Source organism: Saccharopolyspora antibiotica, from assembly GCF_047200635.1.
Classification (GTDB): Bacteria; Actinomycetota; Actinomycetes; order Mycobacteriales; family Pseudonocardiaceae; genus Saccharopolyspora_C.
This window is the reverse complement of the sequence record NZ_JBJZOI010000019.1, coordinates 128157-143819: the sequence shown is the minus strand read 5'-3', so window position 1 is coordinate 143819 and position 15663 is coordinate 128157. Positions and strand designations below refer to the sequence as shown.

The 15663-nt window shown below is 74.0% G+C and carries 17 protein-coding genes; 7 read left to right on the top strand and 10 right to left on the bottom strand.

What is annotated here, in order from left to right; genetic code table 11:
• Positions 1–110: 110 nt before the first annotated feature.
• The 9 genes from ACL03H_RS17425 to mrf form a co-directional block, all read right to left on the bottom strand.
• Complete coding sequence (locus tag ACL03H_RS17425) at positions 111–611, bottom strand: MogA/MoaB family molybdenum cofactor biosynthesis protein (protein WP_412812301.1); 501 nt, start codon at positions 609–611, stop codon at positions 111–113.
• A 193-nt stretch (positions 612–804) separates the two neighbouring features.
• Positions 805–2190 (bottom strand): S1C family serine protease, encoded by a 1386-nt coding sequence (locus tag ACL03H_RS17420; RefSeq protein WP_412812300.1) that lies wholly within the window; start codon positions 2188–2190, stop codon positions 805–807.
• 134 nt (positions 2191–2324) lie between these two features.
• Positions 2325–3401: a galactose-1-phosphate uridylyltransferase gene (gene galT, locus ACL03H_RS17415; RefSeq protein WP_412812299.1), complete on the bottom strand. Its 1077-nt coding sequence runs from the start codon at positions 3399–3401 to the stop codon at positions 2325–2327.
• Complete coding sequence (locus ACL03H_RS17410) at positions 3398–4243, bottom strand: DeoR/GlpR family DNA-binding transcription regulator (protein ID WP_412812298.1); 846 nt, start codon at positions 4241–4243, stop codon at positions 3398–3400. The genes galT and ACL03H_RS17410 overlap by 4 nt, the downstream gene beginning before the upstream one ends.
• 385 nt (positions 4244–4628) lie before the next feature.
• Positions 4629–6044: a HAMP domain-containing sensor histidine kinase gene (locus ACL03H_RS17405; RefSeq protein WP_412812297.1), complete on the bottom strand. Its 1416-nt coding sequence runs from the start codon at positions 6042–6044 to the stop codon at positions 4629–4631.
• Positions 6041–6736, bottom strand: coding sequence for a response regulator transcription factor (locus ACL03H_RS17400; protein ID WP_412812296.1), 696 nt, complete (start codon positions 6734–6736; stop codon positions 6041–6043). The genes ACL03H_RS17405 and ACL03H_RS17400 overlap by 4 nt, the downstream gene beginning before the upstream one ends.
• Before the next feature lie 279 nt (positions 6737–7015).
• Positions 7016–7168, bottom strand: coding sequence for a 50S ribosomal protein L32 (gene rpmF / locus ACL03H_RS17395; RefSeq protein WP_412812295.1), 153 nt, complete (start codon positions 7166–7168; stop codon positions 7016–7018).
• Between the two features lie 30 nt (positions 7169–7198).
• Positions 7199–7450, bottom strand: a complete 252-nt coding sequence (locus ACL03H_RS17390) for a type B 50S ribosomal protein L31 (protein WP_412812294.1) — start codon at positions 7448–7450, stop codon at positions 7199–7201.
• A gap of 77 nt (positions 7451–7527) precedes the next feature.
• Entirely contained in the window at positions 7528–8778 is a 1251-nt protein-coding gene (mrf, locus tag ACL03H_RS17385) for a ribosome hibernation factor-recruiting GTPase MRF (protein WP_412812293.1), read from the bottom strand.
• An 85-nt stretch (positions 8779–8863) separates the two neighbouring features.
• On the opposite strand from mrf, the gene rpmB reads away from it, so the two are divergent.
• From rpmB to ACL03H_RS17350, 7 genes are all read left to right on the top strand, one after another.
• A complete protein-coding gene (gene rpmB / locus ACL03H_RS17380; protein WP_412812292.1) occupies positions 8864–9100 on the top strand; it encodes a 50S ribosomal protein L28 in 237 nt (78 codons plus the stop codon).
• A complete protein-coding gene (gene rpmG / locus ACL03H_RS17375; protein ID WP_412812291.1) occupies positions 9100–9264 on the top strand; it encodes a 50S ribosomal protein L33 in 165 nt (54 codons plus the stop codon). The genes rpmB and rpmG overlap by 1 nt, the downstream gene beginning before the upstream one ends.
• Positions 9265–9293: 29 nt before the next feature.
• Complete coding sequence (rpsN, locus tag ACL03H_RS17370; protein WP_412812290.1) at positions 9294–9599, top strand: 30S ribosomal protein S14; 306 nt, start codon at positions 9294–9296, stop codon at positions 9597–9599.
• Positions 9600–9604: 5 nt separating this feature from the next.
• Positions 9605–9844, top strand: a complete 240-nt coding sequence (gene rpsR / locus ACL03H_RS17365; protein WP_412812307.1) for a 30S ribosomal protein S18 — start codon at positions 9605–9607, stop codon at positions 9842–9844.
• A gap of 194 nt (positions 9845–10038) precedes the next feature.
• Entirely contained in the window at positions 10039–10701 is a 663-nt protein-coding gene (bluB, locus tag ACL03H_RS17360) for a 5,6-dimethylbenzimidazole synthase (protein WP_412812289.1), read from the top strand.
• Between the two features lie 72 nt (positions 10702–10773).
• Complete coding sequence (locus ACL03H_RS17355; RefSeq protein ID WP_412812288.1) at positions 10774–12264, top strand: GGDEF domain-containing protein; 1491 nt, start codon at positions 10774–10776, stop codon at positions 12262–12264.
• Positions 12265–13396: 1132 nt separating this feature from the next.
• Complete coding sequence (locus ACL03H_RS17350; RefSeq protein WP_412812287.1) at positions 13397–13561, top strand: hypothetical protein; 165 nt, start codon at positions 13397–13399, stop codon at positions 13559–13561.
• Here the strand turns inward: ACL03H_RS17350 and ACL03H_RS17345 are convergent.
• On the bottom strand, positions 13558–15579 hold the full coding sequence (locus ACL03H_RS17345) for an AAA family ATPase (protein WP_412812286.1): 2022 nt from the start codon (positions 15577–15579) through the stop codon (positions 13558–13560). The genes ACL03H_RS17350 and ACL03H_RS17345 overlap by 4 nt on opposite strands.
• Between the last annotated feature and the right edge of the window lie 84 nt (positions 15580–15663).

Sequence of the window (15663 nt, the reverse complement as noted above, 5' to 3'; positions counted from 1 at the left end):
CGCCCCGCCCCCCCCCCCCCCCCCCCCCCCCCCCCCCCCCCCCCCCCCCCCCCCCCTCCCTTCTCCCCCCCCCCCCCCCCCCCCCCCCCCCGCTGCCGTTCGGGCCGGAATCAGGCCTGTTCGAGACCGGACAACTGCTCGATCAGGTGCGTGACCAGGGGCGACAACGTCGCCATGCCGTCGCGGACCGCGGCCCGCGACCCGGCCAGGTTGACCACGAGCGTGCTGCCGGAGACCCCGGCCAGCCCGCGCGAGACCCCGGCGTCGACCGCTCCCGCGGCCAGTCCCGACGTCCGCAGCGCCTCCGCGATCCCCGGCACCGGCATGTCCAGCACGCCCGAGGTCGCGTCCGGCGTGACGTCCCGGGGGGAGACGCCCGTGCCGCCCACCGTGATCACCACGTCCACCCCGCCGATCACCGCGGTGTTCAGCGCGTTGCGGATGTCCACCGTCTCCCCGGCCACCGCGACGGTCCCGTCCACGATGAAGCCGGCTTCTTCCAGCAACTCGGTCACCAGCGGACCGATGTTGTCCTCCTGCTCACCCTGCGCCACTCGGTCGTCCACGACGACCACCAGGGCACGTCCGAGCCGCTGCGCGCTGCGTTCCATGCCGCTCACCGTAGTGGCAAGGAGCTCCGGGGGGAGATCCAACGACCCCTCGGGCCCCACCAGCTGAGCCCGCCCCTGCGTCGAGCGGTGCGGAATGACATGGCCGTTTCGTTCGGACATCGGTCGCTTCTCCTTGTCACCGTGGCCCGCCAGGGCCCTGCGGGGGGTGGCCGCCGGGGCGGCCCGGGTGGGATCAGCCCTTCTGGCCGGTGAGCACGACGTCCACGGTCCGCTCCCCGCCCCCGTCGGGCTGGGCCAGGGTCACCGCGACCTTCTGCCCGGGCTGGTGCGAGCGCACCGACGCGACCAGCGCGTCGGCGTCCTCGATGTACCGGCCGTCGAACTTCGTGATCAGCTCGCCGTTCTGGATGCCCGCCTGCTGCGCCGGGCCGCCGCCGACGACCTGGGCGACCACGGCGCCGCCCTGGGGGGCGCTCTGGATGCTCACGCCGAGCGTGGTCTGGGTGGCGGAGCCGGTGTCCTTGAGCTCCTTCGCGGTGCGCTGCGCCTGGTCGATCGGGATCGCGAACCCGAGGCCGACCGAACCGCCCTGCTCCTGGCCGGACCCGGGGCTGTAGATGGCCGAGTTGATGCCGACCACGCGGCCGTCCATGTCGACCAGCGGGCCGCCGGAGTTGCCGGGGTTGATCGCCGCGTCGGTCTGCAGCGCGTTGAGCACGCTGTCCTGGTCGCCGCTCTGGCCGCCCGCGCGCACCGGCCGGTCCTTCGCGCTGATGATCCCGCTGGTCACGGTGCCGGACAGGCCGAACGGCGAGCCGATCGCGACCACCGGGGAGCCGACCGGCAGATCGTCGGAGCGGCCGAGCTCGGCGGGCGTCAGGCCGGTGATGTCGGCCTTGACCACGGCGAGGTCGGACTTGGGGTCGGAGCCGACGACGCGGACCGAGGCGGTCCGGTTGTCGTTGAACATGGCGGTGAGCCGCCCCTGACCGGCGCCTTCGGCGACGTGGGCGTTGGTGAGGATGTAGCCGTCCTGGCTGAGCACGATCCCGGAGCCCTCGCCGGAGCCCCGCGCGCTCTGCACCTGCAGCTGCACCACGCTCGGCAGCACCTTCTGCGCCACGGCCTGCACCGAGCCCGCCGGAGCGGTGCTCGCGCTGCGCGCGGGCTGCTGCTGTTCGAGGCTCGTCCCCTGCGAGGAGGCCCCGGAGGAACCGAGCTGGTACCCGACGAAGCCGCCGACTCCGCCGCCGATGAGCCCGATGGCGAGCGCCCCGACGAGGGCGGTGACGACCAGGGTGTTCCGCTTGCCCGCGGGGCGGTGCTCCTGGACCGGCACCGCGCCCATCGGCTGCTGGTACCAGCCGTGCTGGGCCGCGGAGCCCATGTGCGGGTACTGCCCGCCCGGAGCGCCGCCGAGGCCCGGCTGCTCGTGGGAACCGTAGGGGCCGGGCTGCCCGGCCGGAGTGGGGTGGGAGGGGTAACCGTGGCCGGGCTGCTCAGGGGTTCCGGTCGGCGGCGTGTCGCCGCTCGGGTCCGGGTACCGGGCCGTACCGCTGCCGTCCTGCTGCCGCGGTTCCTCGGAATCGCCCGAGCCGCGCTGGGGCTGGTCGCTCATGTTCCCCACTTTGGGGCATTCAGCTGAGAAGCGCCTGAGACCCGCCTGTGGAGTGCCCCCCTGTTTTCGCGCGATGCCCGAGATCACATCACCTGTGCGAGATCATCTCGGTCACCGCGCGTGTCCGCTCCTGCTCAGACGGCTCGCAGGCGGTCGGCGACCTGCTCCGGCGTCACGTCGTTGATCCAGACCGCCATGCCCGACTCCGAGCCCGCCAGGTACTTCAACTTGTCGGCCGAGCGAAGCACCGAGAACAGCTCCAGGTGCAGCCAGGACAGCTCCCGCCCGGTGCGCACCGGGGCCTGGTGCCAGGCCGCGATGTAGGGCAGCGGCCGGTCGTAGAGCCCGTCGAGCCGCCGCAGCACCTCCAGGTAGGTGGTGGCGAAGTCATCGCGCTCGGCGTCGCTGAGCGCGACGAGGTCCGGCACCTGCCGGTGCGGCACCACGTGCACCTCGACGGGCCAGCGGGCGGCGGCGGGCACGTAGGCCGTCCAGTGCTCGGACTCCACCACGACGCGGCGCCCGGAGGCTCGCTCGGCGGCGAGCACGTCGCCGAGCACCGGAGTGCCGTGGGCGGCGAGGTAATCCTCGGCGGTGCGCAGCATCCGCTCGGTCTTGGGCGTGACGAACGGGTAGCCGTAGATCTGCCCGTGCGGGTGGTGCAGCGTCACGCCGATCTCCTCGCCCCGGTTCTCGAAGCAGAAGACCTGCTCCACGCCCGGGACCTCGGCGAGCTCGGCGGTGCGGTCGGCCCAGGCGTCCACGACGGTCCGCACCTGGGCGGGTTCCAGCTGACCGAAGGAGGTGCCGTGGTCGGAGGTGAAGCACACGACCTCGCAGCGCCCCCGGGCCGCGTCCACCGGGACCATCGGCAGCCCGTCCACCGCGGAGGGCCGCGGCACGGCGGCGGCGAAGGACGGGAACTGGTTCTCGAAGACCGCGACCTCGTAGTCGGATTCCGGGATCTCGGTCGGCCTGCCGGGCGCGGTCGGGCACAGCGGGCACTGATCGGCCGGGGGCTTGTAGGTGCGAGTCTGGCGGTGCGCGGCCATCGCGACCCACTCGCCGGTGAGCGGGTCCCGCCGCATCTCGGACACCGGGGGCCGAGGCGGCAGGTCCCGGGTGTCCACGGCCTCGCGCACCCGCGCCGGATCGCTGTCGTAGTAGAGGATCTGCCTGCCGTCGGCCAGTTCCCGGACCGTGCGCTTCACCGCGCGCCCTCCTGATCGCCGCCGGCCCCGCCTGGGCCGGACTTCTCGGACTCGGTCTCGCCGGTGGGCACCGCCTCGGCGATCACCAGCTCGTGCACGTGCTCCGACAGCAGCTGCCTGGCGTCGGCGGGCAGGCCGTCATCGGTGATCAGGACGTCGACCTCGGCGAAGTCGACGATCGTGGAGATGCCCACGGTGGACCACTTGGCGTGGTCGGCGACGACCACCAGCCTGCTGGCAGCCTCGGCCAGCGCCCGGTTGGTCTCGCCCTCGTTGAGGTTGGGGGTGGTGAACCCGGCGCGCGGCGCCATGCCGTGCACGCCGAGGAACACCAGGTCGAGGTGCAGCGCGCGCAGCGACTGCACGGCCACGGGACCGACGAGCGCGTCGGAGGGGGTGCGGACGCCGCCGGTGAGCACCACGGTGCGGTCGGTGCGGCCGCGCTGCTGCAACACGTCGGCGACCCGGACGGAGTTGGTGACCACGGTCAGGTCCGGGATGTCGTCGAGGTGCCGGGCGAGCGTCCAGGTCGTCGTCCCCGCCGAGAGACCGATGGCGGTGCCGGGACGCACGAGTCCGGCGGCGGCGCGCGCGATCGCCTCCTTCTCGGCGAGCTGGCGCACCGACTTCGCCTCGAAACCGGGCTCGTCGGTGCTGCGGCCGAGCGTGGAGGTGGCGCCGCCGTAGACCTTCTCGACGAGTCCCTGGCGGGCGAGCGCGTCGAGGTCGCGCCGGATGGTCATGTCGGAGACCCCGAGCCGCAGCACGAGCTCGCTGACCTGCACGGCGCCGGTGCGCCGCACCTCGTCGAGGATCACTTCCTGGCGTTGGCGTGCGAGCACTCCACCCGTCCCATCCAGCCCGCCGGGACCGCTCGTTCCCGGGCGGGCGCTGCGTCGCTGCGCGTCCTTGTCGTGGGGATGCTGCTGACTTGACTCGTCAAGTCAACATGAATGAACACTACCCGCAAAGTCCCGCCGGTAAAATCGGGGTATCCACCGCAATTGATCACCAATGGTGTTCGATGCTGTTGGATTATCGGACAGATTGACCCGAATGGACCTTCCCCCTCGCCCACCGGCGCGATCCGGGCCCCGACCGCCGCGAGGCGGGCCGCCGACCCCCCGCCCGAGAACGCCCGGCGCGATGTTGTTGATCTTGCCAGCGCCGCGGTCGCCGCTCGAACCCGGACACCCGACCGACGCGGCGACGACCGTTCGTCCGAGATCAGGACGGGCGACCGGGGAGAATCATGCGCAGCAGGGCCCCGCCTTCGGGCGCGGCCCCGGCCCAGACGCTGCCGCCGTGGCGCTCGGCGACCTGCTTGACGATGGAGAGCCCGAGCCCCGAGCCGGGCAGCGTGCGCGCCAGCGGGGACCGGTAGAACCGCTCGAACACGTGCGGCCGGTCCGCCTCCGCGATGCCCGGACCGCTGTCGGCGACCTCCAGGACCACCGAACCGGCGCCGTCCGGGTGCAGCTCGACCCGGACAGCGCCGCCGTCCGGACTCCACTTGGCCGCGTTGTCCAGCAAGTTCAGCACCGCTCGTTCCAGCGCGGTGGCGTCGCCCATCATCGACCAGGGCTGCACCCGCACGTCGAACTCCACCGCTCCCGCGCGCCTGCGGGCGCGGTTGAGCGCCCGCTCGACCACGTCCACCAGCTCGACCGGCTCGTGCACGGCCTGCGGGGCGTCGTCCCTGGCCAGCTCCACCAGGTCCCCGACCAGCGCGGAGAGCTCGGTGATCTGCCCGCGCACGTCCTCGAACATCTCCTCGCGGTCCTGATCGGACAGCGCCGGGGCCCCGGGCTGCGCGGCGGCCATCAACAGCTCCAGGTTGGTGCGCAGCGAGGTCAGCGGGGTGCGCAGCTCGTGGCCGGCGTCGGCGACGAGCCTGCGCTGCCGCTCCTGGGATTCCGCGAGCGCGCCGAGCATGTCGTTGAACGAGGTGGTCAGCCGAGCCAGCTCGTCGTCGCCGGAGACCGGGATGGGGCGCAGGTCGCCGGTGAGCGCGACGCGCTCCGTGGCGGCGGTGAGCCGCTGCACCGGGCGCAGCCCGGCGCTGGCCACCGCCGTGCCCGCCGCGGCCGCGAGCAGGATCCCGGCGCCGCCGATCACGACAAGCACCAGGCTCAGCTGCGCCAGCGTCGCCTTCGTCGGGCCGAGGGACTGGGCCATCACCAGCGCCCCGTTGTCGGCGGGCACGGCGACGATCCGGGTGTTGGTGCCGTCGTCGGTGCGGATGGAGCGCGGCAGCTTGCCCTGCGCCACGGCCAGCTCCAGCGGGCCGGAGGGCGGCCGTTCGCTGGGGGTGATCTCGGCACCGTTCGCGTAGAGCACGCTGATCTGGAGGTTCGCGGCCGCGTAGAACGCGACCGGCACGCCCTGCAGCCCGGCCGGGGCGCTGATCAGCGGACCGGCCTCGGCCTCCACCGCCCGGCGCAGCAGGCCGTCGTCGAGCTGTTCGTAGAGGCTGTCGCGGACCGTGAAGAAGGCGCCGAGCGAGACCAGGGCGACGGCCCCCGCGACGCACATCGCGGCGAGCAGCGTGACGCGGTTGCGCAGGGAGATCCGCTGCAACCGCTCGCGCCCGGCGGGCTTGGCGGTCGTCTCCTCCGGCGGTGCGGGAGCGGGGTCGGTCACGGCGGGGTCTCGCGGAGCACGTACCCGACGCCGCGCACGGTGTGGATCAAGCGGGGTTCACCTTCGGTCTCGGTCTTGCGGCGCAAGTATCCGATGTAGACCTCCAGGGCGTTGCCGGAGGTCGGGAAGTCGTAGCCCCACACGTCCTCCAGCAGCCTGCTGCGGGTGAGGACCTGCTTGGGGTGCGCCATGAGCAGTTCGAGCAGCGCGAACTCGGTGCGGGTGAGGCTGATCGGCCGGTCGCCGCGGCGCACCTCGCGCGTCCCGGGATCGAGCTGCAGGTCGGCGAAGTGCAGCGCGGGCGGGGTGGCGTCGCCGTCCTCCTCCGAGGGCGTGGCGCGGCGCAGCAGCGCGCGCAGCCGGGCCAGCAGCTCCTCCAGCGCGAAGGGCTTGGGCAGGTAGTCGTCGGCGCCCGCGTCCAGCCCGGCGACCCGGTCGGACACTGCGTCGCGGGCGGTGAGCACCAGGATCGGCAGGTCGTCGCCGGTGCTGCGCAACCTGCGCGCCACCTCCAGGCCGTCCAGGCGGGGCATCATGACGTCCAGGACCATCGCGTCCGGCCGCTGATCGGCCAGCCAGTTCAGGGCCTGTTGACCGTCCGCGGCGAGCTCCACCTGGTAGCCGTTGAACTGCAACGAGCGACGCAGCGACTCGCGCACGGCCCGGTCGTCGTCGACGACGAGGATGCGCATGGCCACAGTGTTGCGCTTGGCCCTGAGAGGGACCTGAGAACCGACCGCCCCGCTGCTGGACCACGCGGACGTGTGTGACCGACGCCGCTCGCCACCCCGAGCGAAGCGGGCGCGCCCACGCCGAGTCGCGCCCGCGAGCGGCCGGGGTTCCCCGGGACCTCCCCGCGCGGAGGCCGATTCCGCGGCGCGGGGCCGGTCCCCGGGGCATCGGGCCCGCGGCGAGGAAGCCGCCGGGGCCCGCCGCCGGCCCCGAGCGAGCCGAGCGGCGGACGCGCGTGCTCAGCGCTGCTGGAAGAACGGGATCAGGTTGCGGGGCACCAGCTTGCGCTCGCCCCCGACCACGATCGGCACCAGCTCGGGCGCGGTCGCCTTCCACTGCGAACGGCGGTGGCGGGTGTTGCTGCGGGACGTCTTGCGCTTGGGAACGGCCATCGGAGTCCTCTCCTCGGGGCGGGTGGCAGGTCAGCGGGCGCGGTCGCCGTAGCGGCGGCGGAACTTCTCCACCCGCCCCTCGCTGTCGAGCACCCGCTGGTTGCCGGTCCAGAACGGGTGCGAATCGGCGGTGATGTCCACGACGATCAGCGGGTAGGTGCCGCCGTCCTCCCAGGTCACGGTCTGCTCGGAGGTGGCCGTGGATCGGGTCAGGAACCGGGTTCCGGTCGAGCGGTCCTGGAACACGACGGGTCCGTACTCGGGGTGGATGTTCGGTTTCACGCGGGTCCTCCTCGTGTCGGTCCGGGCCGCGGTGCGCGACCCGCCGGGGCTACCCCGCTGGTCCGGGGCGCCATGCCTCACTGGTTGCCGCCGCGCTCCCGGGAAGCGGGGGCCTGTTCGGGTTCGTCCTCGGCGCAGGGGTCCTCGTGCCACTCGCCGAACGGGTCCGGGAACTCCCGCCAGGCGGCCTCGCCGAGGGCCAGCTCCGCATCGGTGAGCAGCGCGCCCAGCAGCGCCTCCCGGACCTCGCGCGGGTCCGCCTCGTGCGCGATGACCACGAGCTCCTGCATCCGGTCGCCGTAGTAGGCGTCCCAGTTCAGCGAGGCCTTCACCTGCCGCTCCGGGTCCACCTCCGCCCACCGCTCGGGCGGCTGGGACACCAGCCACGGCCCGGCGTGCCCGACGCGGAGGCCGCCGCCCGCGGATTCCAGCCACAGCGCCGTCTCGGGCTGGCTGGCGACCCAGGCGCGGCCGCGGGTGCGCACCACGCCGTCGAGCAGCACGTCCAGCGCGTCGTGCAAGCGCTCCGGGTGGAACGGGCGGCGTTCCTCGAACAGCAGCACCGACGCGCCCGCTTCCTCCTCCAGCGGCGGCTGCCCGCGCAGCAGCGGACCGTGCGCGCCGTCGACCTCGCCGCGCCGGGCGTGCGCGGGCACCCGGTCCAGCAGCGCGGGCAGGTCCAGCCGGTCGAGGCCGGCGAGCGGGGCGGAGGGCGTGAGCCGGTGCACGACGGCCTCGGTGCGCAGCGCCTGCCAGCGGTCGGTCGCGCCCGCGAGCACCACGGCGTCGGCGAACTCGACCTGCCCGACGCCGACCTGGGCGACGGTGCGCTCGTCGTCGGGGCTGCCCGCGAGGCCGCGCTCGTGCAGCGGCTCGTCGCCGCTCGCGTCGGCCAACCAGCTCGGCAGGTCGACGGCCGCGAGGACTGCCGCCACCTCGACGTCCCGCGCGACGGGCGCGGAGTCGACCACGACGTGCTCGATCGCCCAGCAGATCGCCTCGGGCTCCAGCGAGGGGTCGAGGCGCACCACGATGCGCCGCACGTCCGGGGCGGCGGCGAGCCCGCGCAGCAGCGGCAGGAAGTCCTCCCGCAGCGTGCAGGAGACGCAGCCGTGCGCGAGTTCGAGCACGGTGAGGCGCTCGGAGTCGCCATGGCGGAGGTGGCGCCGGACCACTCCGCCCGTCACCTCGCGCAGGTCGTGGTGCACGACGGCGGTGCCCAGCGGGTCGCTCGCGGCGGCCGCCTCGGCGACGGCGGCGACGTGCTCGTCGTGCAGGCCGGCCACCACGACCAGCGGCACCCGGGGCGGTTCGGATCTGATGTCCACCTGAGCTCCGATCGGGAACGGTTTTCGTCTGCTGGTCCGACACGCTACCCTTAATGAAAACGACTGTCGTTATCAGGAGGCTCACGTGTCCATCCGCTGCCAAGTGACCGGGAGGGAACCCGGCTACGGCAAGCAGGTGTCGCACTCGCACGTGCGCACCAGCCGCCGCTGGCTGCCCAACGTGCAGCGGCGCCGGTACTGGCTGCCCTCGGAGAACCGCTGGATCCGGTTGCGGGTCTCCGCGAAGGGGATCAAGACCATCGACAAGCGCGGGGTCGAAGCCGTGGTCGCCGAGATGCGCGCACGAGGGGAGCGGATCTGATGGCCGGCACCGACGCGCGTCCCGTGATCAAGCTGCGTTCCACGGCCGGGACCGGCTTCACCTACGTGACCAGGAAGAACCGCCGCAACAACCCGGACCGGCTGCGACTGCGCAAGTTCGACCCGGTCGCCGGGAAGCACGTGGAGTTCCGCGAGGAGCGCTGAGCGCTCCCCCACCCGAAGGAGGCCGGACCGTGGCCAAGAAGTCCAAGATCGCCAAGAACGAGCAGCGCAAGGCGATCGCCGCCCGTCACGCCGAACGGCGGGCGGAGCTGAAGAAGATCATCTCGGCGCCGGGCTGCTCCGCGGAGCAGCGCGACGCCGCCGTGGCCGAGCTGTCCCGGCAGCCTCGCGACGCCAGCGCGACCCGGATCCGCAACCGCGACGCGGTCGACGGCAGGCCGCGCGGCCACTTCCGCAAGTTCGGGCTCTCCCGGGTGCGCCTGCGCGAGCTCGCGCACCGCGGCGAACTGCCCGGCGTGACCAAGTCGAGCTGGTGAGCACCGTGCCGAACGACGACCGCCGACAGCCCCGCCGGAAGCAGAACCTGCTGCGCAAGGAGGGCGTCGCCGCCGTGGACTGGAAGGACGTCGCGCTGCTGCGCAAGTTCGTCTCCGACCGGGGGAAGATCCGTTCCCGGCGGGTCACGGGACTGACGCCGCAGGAGCAGCGCGAGGTCGCCATCGCGATCAAGAACGCCCGCGAGATGGCACTGCTCCGCTACCCCGGACCGGCCCAGCGCTGAACCTCAGCGGCCCTCCCGCGCGAGAGCGAGGTCTCCGGCCCGCGGCGAGCGGGAGGGCCGCTGAGCGCGCCGGGCGCGTCGACCCGTCCCCGCGCCACGGTGCGCGCCCGGCCGGCCGAGGCCGAGCGGTCCCCGCGCGGCGATGTGCTCCCCGCCATCACGCCGGGGCGCGTCGGCACGGCAGGATGGCTGCGATGACGACCTCCACCGAACAGGTGTCCGCCGCCGCGCTCTACGACGTGCTGCGGCGCCGCCGCGACGTCCGCTCCGAGTTCACCGGCGACGAGGTCCCCGAGGACGTGCTGCACCGGGTGCTCTCCGCGGCGCACAGCGCACCCAGCGTGGGGCTCAGCCAGCCGTGGGACTTCGTCCTGGTCCGCGACGAAGCCACCCGCCGCGCCTTCCGCGAGCACGTCCTGGCCGAGCGCGGTGTCTTCGAGTCCGAGCTCAGCGGCGAGCGCGCCGAGACCTTCTCGAAGATCAAGATCGAGGGAATCGTGGAGTCCGGTCTCGGCATCGCCGTCACCTACGACCCGCACCGCGGCTCCCCCGCCGTGCTGGGCAGGCACGCCATCGCCGACGCAGGGCTGTACTCGGTGTGCCTGGCCATTCAGAACCTGTGGCTGGCCGCCACCGCCGAAGGGCTCGGCGTGGGTTGGGTGAGCTTCTACCGGGAGGACTTCCTCCGCGACCTGCTCGACATCCCCAGCGGGGTGCGGCCGGTCGCCTGGCTGTGCGTCGGTCCGGTGCACGGGCTGGCGGAGACCCCCGACCTGGAGCGGCACGGGTGGCGGCGGCGAGCCCCGCTCGAGGACGTGGTCCATCACGACAAGTACCGGCGCGGCGGATCCCGGTAGCCTGGACCAGGACCCGGACGCGAGCACGAGCGATGCGACCTCGGAGACGCCGTGCGACAGGACGATTCGCTGATGTCGGGGCACATCCCCGCGCAGGATCGCCGCGTGCGGGCCCTGCTGGACTCGGGACGGCGGCACGAGGCCGACGTGGCGTTCGACCAGCTCATCGCGACCGGGCCGAACCTCGTCGACGAGCAGTGGAACCGGGCGACCGTGCTGGTGCACCGGGCGTGGCTGTCCTGGCGGCTCCACCGCATCCCGCAGGCGCTGGAGCTGGCCGCGGAGGGCTGGACCGAACTCGACGCCGACCGGCCCACCGGCGGGTCGGCGGCGCAGACCATCAGCATCCTCGGCAACCTGCTGGAGACCATCGGGCACCGCGCTTCCGCGCTGGAGCTGATGGCGCTGGGGGTGCAGGTCGCCCGCGACGCCGGTGACCCCGGCACCCTCGCGCACTGCCTGGCCCGCAAGGCCAGCGCGCTCATCTTCCGCTCGGTCGCCAGGGATCCGGACGCCGCGGAGCGCTCCTTCCGCGCCGCGCGCGAGCTGTTCGACGAGGCCCTGCTGATCGCGGGCGAGGGGCAGGTGCAGCGCGTCTCGCTGGCGGGCGGGGCGCGGGCACTTGCCGGCCTCGGGGACCTGTCGCAGGCGGAGCAGCTCGCCCAGCGCTCCCTGGAGCTGAGCCGGGATGCCGAGGACTGGTTCTGCACCGCGGTCGCCAACTGGGTGCTGGCCGTGGTCCGGCGGGACCAGGGCGACCTGCAGCAGGCCCGGACCTACGCCAGCCGCGCCCTGGACAACGCCGAGACCATCGGCGAGACCATGCAGATGATGCGCTACTCGCTGGACCTGGCGTCGATCTGCGTGCAGCTGGGCGATCACGTCGGCGAGGCCGCGGCGCTGCGCCGCACCGTCCGGGCCAGCAGCACCGCCGTGGAGACCCTGCAGGAGGGGCTGGGTCAGGCCCTGGAGCAGCGCCGGGTGGCGGTGCAGGCGCAGCGCCTCGCGACGGCGGCGCAGGAGGCGGCCGCGCGCGATCCGCTCACCGGACTGGTGAACCGCCTCGGCCTGCAGCGCGAGGCGCCCGCGCTGCTGGAGGAGACGATCGGGCAGGGCCGCGTCCCGTGGCTGGTGCTGCTCGACGTGGACTGGTTCAAGGACGTCAACGACTACGCGGGCCACGCCGCGGGGGACACCACCCTGCAGGAGGTCGCGCACCTGCTGCGCCGCGAGTGCCGCGCCGGGGACCTGCTGTGCCGCTGGGCCGGGGACGAGTTCGTGGTGCTGCTGGCCGACGACGGCGAGGACTCCCAGCAGGCTGGGCCGGCGGTGGCGGAGCGGATCCGGAGCGCCGTGGACGCGCACGACTGGCGGCTGGTGCTCGGCTGCACCCGCAAACCCCCGACGGTGAGCATCGGAGTCGCGGGCGGTGCCGCGAAGCTGGACCACCTGTTCGCGGCCGCGGACATCGCGCTGTACCGCGCCAAGCGCGCGGGTCGCAACCGCGTCGAGGTCGACCGGGACGAACCGGAGCGGGACCGGCCGGAGATCCGGGGCGGCTAGGATCGACCCTCATGCCTGCCCGCCCCACCAGCACCGGACCCGGCTCGGGTGCCCGCCGCGGTGAGGGACAATCCGCCGCGGAAGCCCGGAAGCCCGGAAGCCCGGAAGCCCGGAAGCCCGGAAGCCCGGAAGCCCGGAACGCCGTGGCTGAGCGGGCCGATCGCTGGTCCACGGTCCCGGTCCGCCGCCGCCTGCTCGGCGTGGTCCGCACGCTGACCGCCCTGGACCGGTTGCACGACGTCTTCGCGGTGCTGGCGGACGACTTCCGCCTGGAGATGCGGTTCGCGATCGCGGAGGGCTCGCGGTTCTCCCACGAGCTCCAGGGGCACCTGGACGCGGCCGGGATGCGCTCGCTGCCGTGGGAGGAGGCCGTCGCGGACGCGGACCTGGCGATCTCGCCGAGCAGCAACGGCCCGCTGCACCAGCTGCGCGCGCCGGTGCTGACGCTCCCGCACGGCGCGGGTTACCACAAGCTGCGCGCGACGGATTCCGGTGTTGCGCAGGGGATTTCCGGGCTCTCCCCGGAGCAGGTGCTGCACGAGGGCCGGGTGGTCCCCGAGGTCGTGGCGCTGTCGCACGAGGACCAGCTCGCGCTGCTGCGCTCCTCCTGCCCCGAGGCGGCCGAGCGAGCGACGGTGATCGGCGATCCCTGCTACGCCCGGCTGCGCGCGAGCCTCCCGATGCGGGAGCGGTACCGCGCGGAGCTGGGCGGGCGCCGGACGCTGCTGGTCAGCTCGACGTGGGGCCCGAGCTCGCTGTTCGCCCGTCACCCGGAGCTGCCCGGCGAACTCGCCGCGATGTTCCCGGAGTCGCGCGTGGTGCTGGTGCTGCACCCGAACGTGTGGTCCCGGCACAGCACCTGGCAGCTCGGCTGCTGGACCCGGCGAGCGCGGCGGGCCGGGCTGGTCGTGGTGCCCCCGCAGCGGGGCTGGCGCGCCGCGCTGGTGGCCGCCGACGTGGTCGTCGCCGATCACGGTTCGCTCGCGCTGTACGCGGCGGCGCTGGGAAAACCGCTGCTGCTGGCGGGGTTCGGCGACGCCGAGATCGCCCCCGGCACCCCGATCGCGGAGCTGGGCGCGCCGCCGAGCGGCTGCGCGGCGACCTCACCGCGCAGGTCGCGGGTGCGGCACCGGTGCCCGGCCACGAGGAGCTGGCGGCCCGGGCTTTCCTCCCACCGGGAGACGCGGTCGCCCGGCTCCGCGAGGTCGTCTACGACCAGCTCGGCCTGCCGGAGCCCGCGTTCCCCGCGATCCCGGAACCGGTGGTCCCGCACGTCCCGCGGCCCTGGCTCGACTAGCCGAGCCGGGCGCGCAGGCGCGAGGCGTCGGGGTGGTGCTCGGCCTCCAGGATCCGCACGGCCTCCGCCAGGGCTTCGCGCGCGGCGGCTTCGTCCCCGGTGCGCGCCAGGGAGTCCGCGAGCAGTTCGAGCGGCTCGGCGAGGTCGTGGCTCGCCCCGCGAGCGCGGATGCCCGTCTCGGCGACGCGCAGTTCCGCGACGGCCTCGGCGTGGCGGCCGAGGGCCTGGTGCGCGCGGGCCGCCACGACCCGGACGCGATCCGGCGTGCGCCGGTCGTTCGGGAAGTCCCGCAGCCGCGCCATCGCGGTGTCCAGCACCTCCAGCCCGGAGCGCGGTTCGCCGCGCCCGACCAGCGCCCGGCCCATCAGGTACTCCTGCAGCGCGACGGCGCGGAACTTGCCGAGTTCGAGGTTGATCTCCCGGGACCGGGCGAGCAGCGCGAGCGCGCCGTCCCAGTCCTCCAGCGCGCTGCGCACCTTGCCCAGGAACTCCAGGGCAGAGGCGAGGACCCGGCGGTGGCCCGCCTCCTCCGCGAGGGCCCGCGCCCGCTCCCCGGAGCGCTGCGCCGCGTCGAAGTCCCGCAGCTCCAGCAGGAGCTGGGTCCGCAAGGTCCGCAGCCGCGATTCGGCGACCAGGTCGCCGCACCGCTCGGCCGCCGCGATCCCGAGCTCCAGCGCGGGCACGACGTCGGCGTAGTGCTTGTGCTGCTGGTGCAGCGTCCACAGCGGACCGTCGCACAGCGAGATCACGGCGCGGTCCCACTCCCGTTCGGCGGCGGCGGCCAGGACGTGCACGAGGTTCACCCGCTCCCGCTCCAGCCACTCCCGAGCGGCGTCGTGGTCGAACGGGTTCGGCTCGGTCAGCAGCGCGTCGTCCTGCCCGATCCGCAGCCGGTCCGGCTCCAGCACCGCGCGGTCCGCGTAGGCACCGCGCATCCGGTACCAGTCCACGAGCCGCCGCAGCGCGCCGTCGTCCTCGCCCCGCAGCCGCTCGGCGTGCAGCCGGACGAGGTCGTGGAACCGGTACTCGTCGCGGTCGGTGCGCTCCAGCAGGTTCGCCTCGTGCAGGTCGTGGAGGGCGTCCTCGGCGTCGCTGGCGGCGAGCGCCGCGACGGCTTCGGGGGCGAAGGTCGGCCCGGGGACGTGCCCGAGCAGCCGGTAGAGCTCGCGCTGCTCGGCGGGGAGCTCGGCGAGCACCTGGTCGAAGGCCTCCAGCACCACCGGAACGCCGTCCTCGGTGAACTTCTCCAGCCGACGCGCGCCTTCGAGCTCCGCGACGATCCGCGCCAGCGGCCACCCCGGCCGCTTCGCCAGCCTCCCGGCGGTGATCCGCAGCGCGATGGGCAGTCCCCCGCACAACTCCACGAGCCGCCGCGCCTGCTCCGGTTCCGCGTCGACCCGCTCCCCGGCTCCCGTGCGCAGCAGGGCCACCCCGGATTCCGGGTCGAGCCGCCGCACGCCCAGCGGCACCACGCCTTCCACGGCGAGCTCCGGCCTCTGCCGCCGCGCGACGAGCACCAGCAGCCCACCGGCCGAGCCCGGCAGCAGCGGCAGGAACGTCCTGGGTTCCACGACGTTGTCCAGCACCAGCGCCACGTCGTGCTCGCGGGTGAAGCTGCGGAACCTCCCCTGGGCCGCGTCAGCGGAGGCGGGGACGTCGAGCCCGAAGGCGTGCAGGCAGTGCGAGACCACTTCCCGCTCGGACGCCTCCCGGTCGCGCAGGTCGAGGTAGACCCGGTGTTCGAAGACCTGGGGGGATTCGTGCATCCACTGCCGCACCAGCGCCGTCTTCCCGGCCCCGCGCGGTCCGGTCACCAGCACGCAGGCCGGGTAGTCCCCGCTGCGCTGCACCGCCGCGTCCAGCTCGGCGCGCTCGGCCTCCCGGTCCACGAACCCGCGCTGCCCCGGCTGCAACTCCTCGGCCCGCAGCGCCACCGGGGCGCGCTGGTGGAGGTGCACCTGGCCGATGGACCCGGCCTGGACGAGCTGCTCGACGTCCCCGTGGTTCTCGTTGCCCATGCCCACTCCCCCGGCCCCACGTCGGCACGGCCGGCACCGCTGTCCAGTGACGATCACCTCACCTTACGCGATCACCCCACCCGG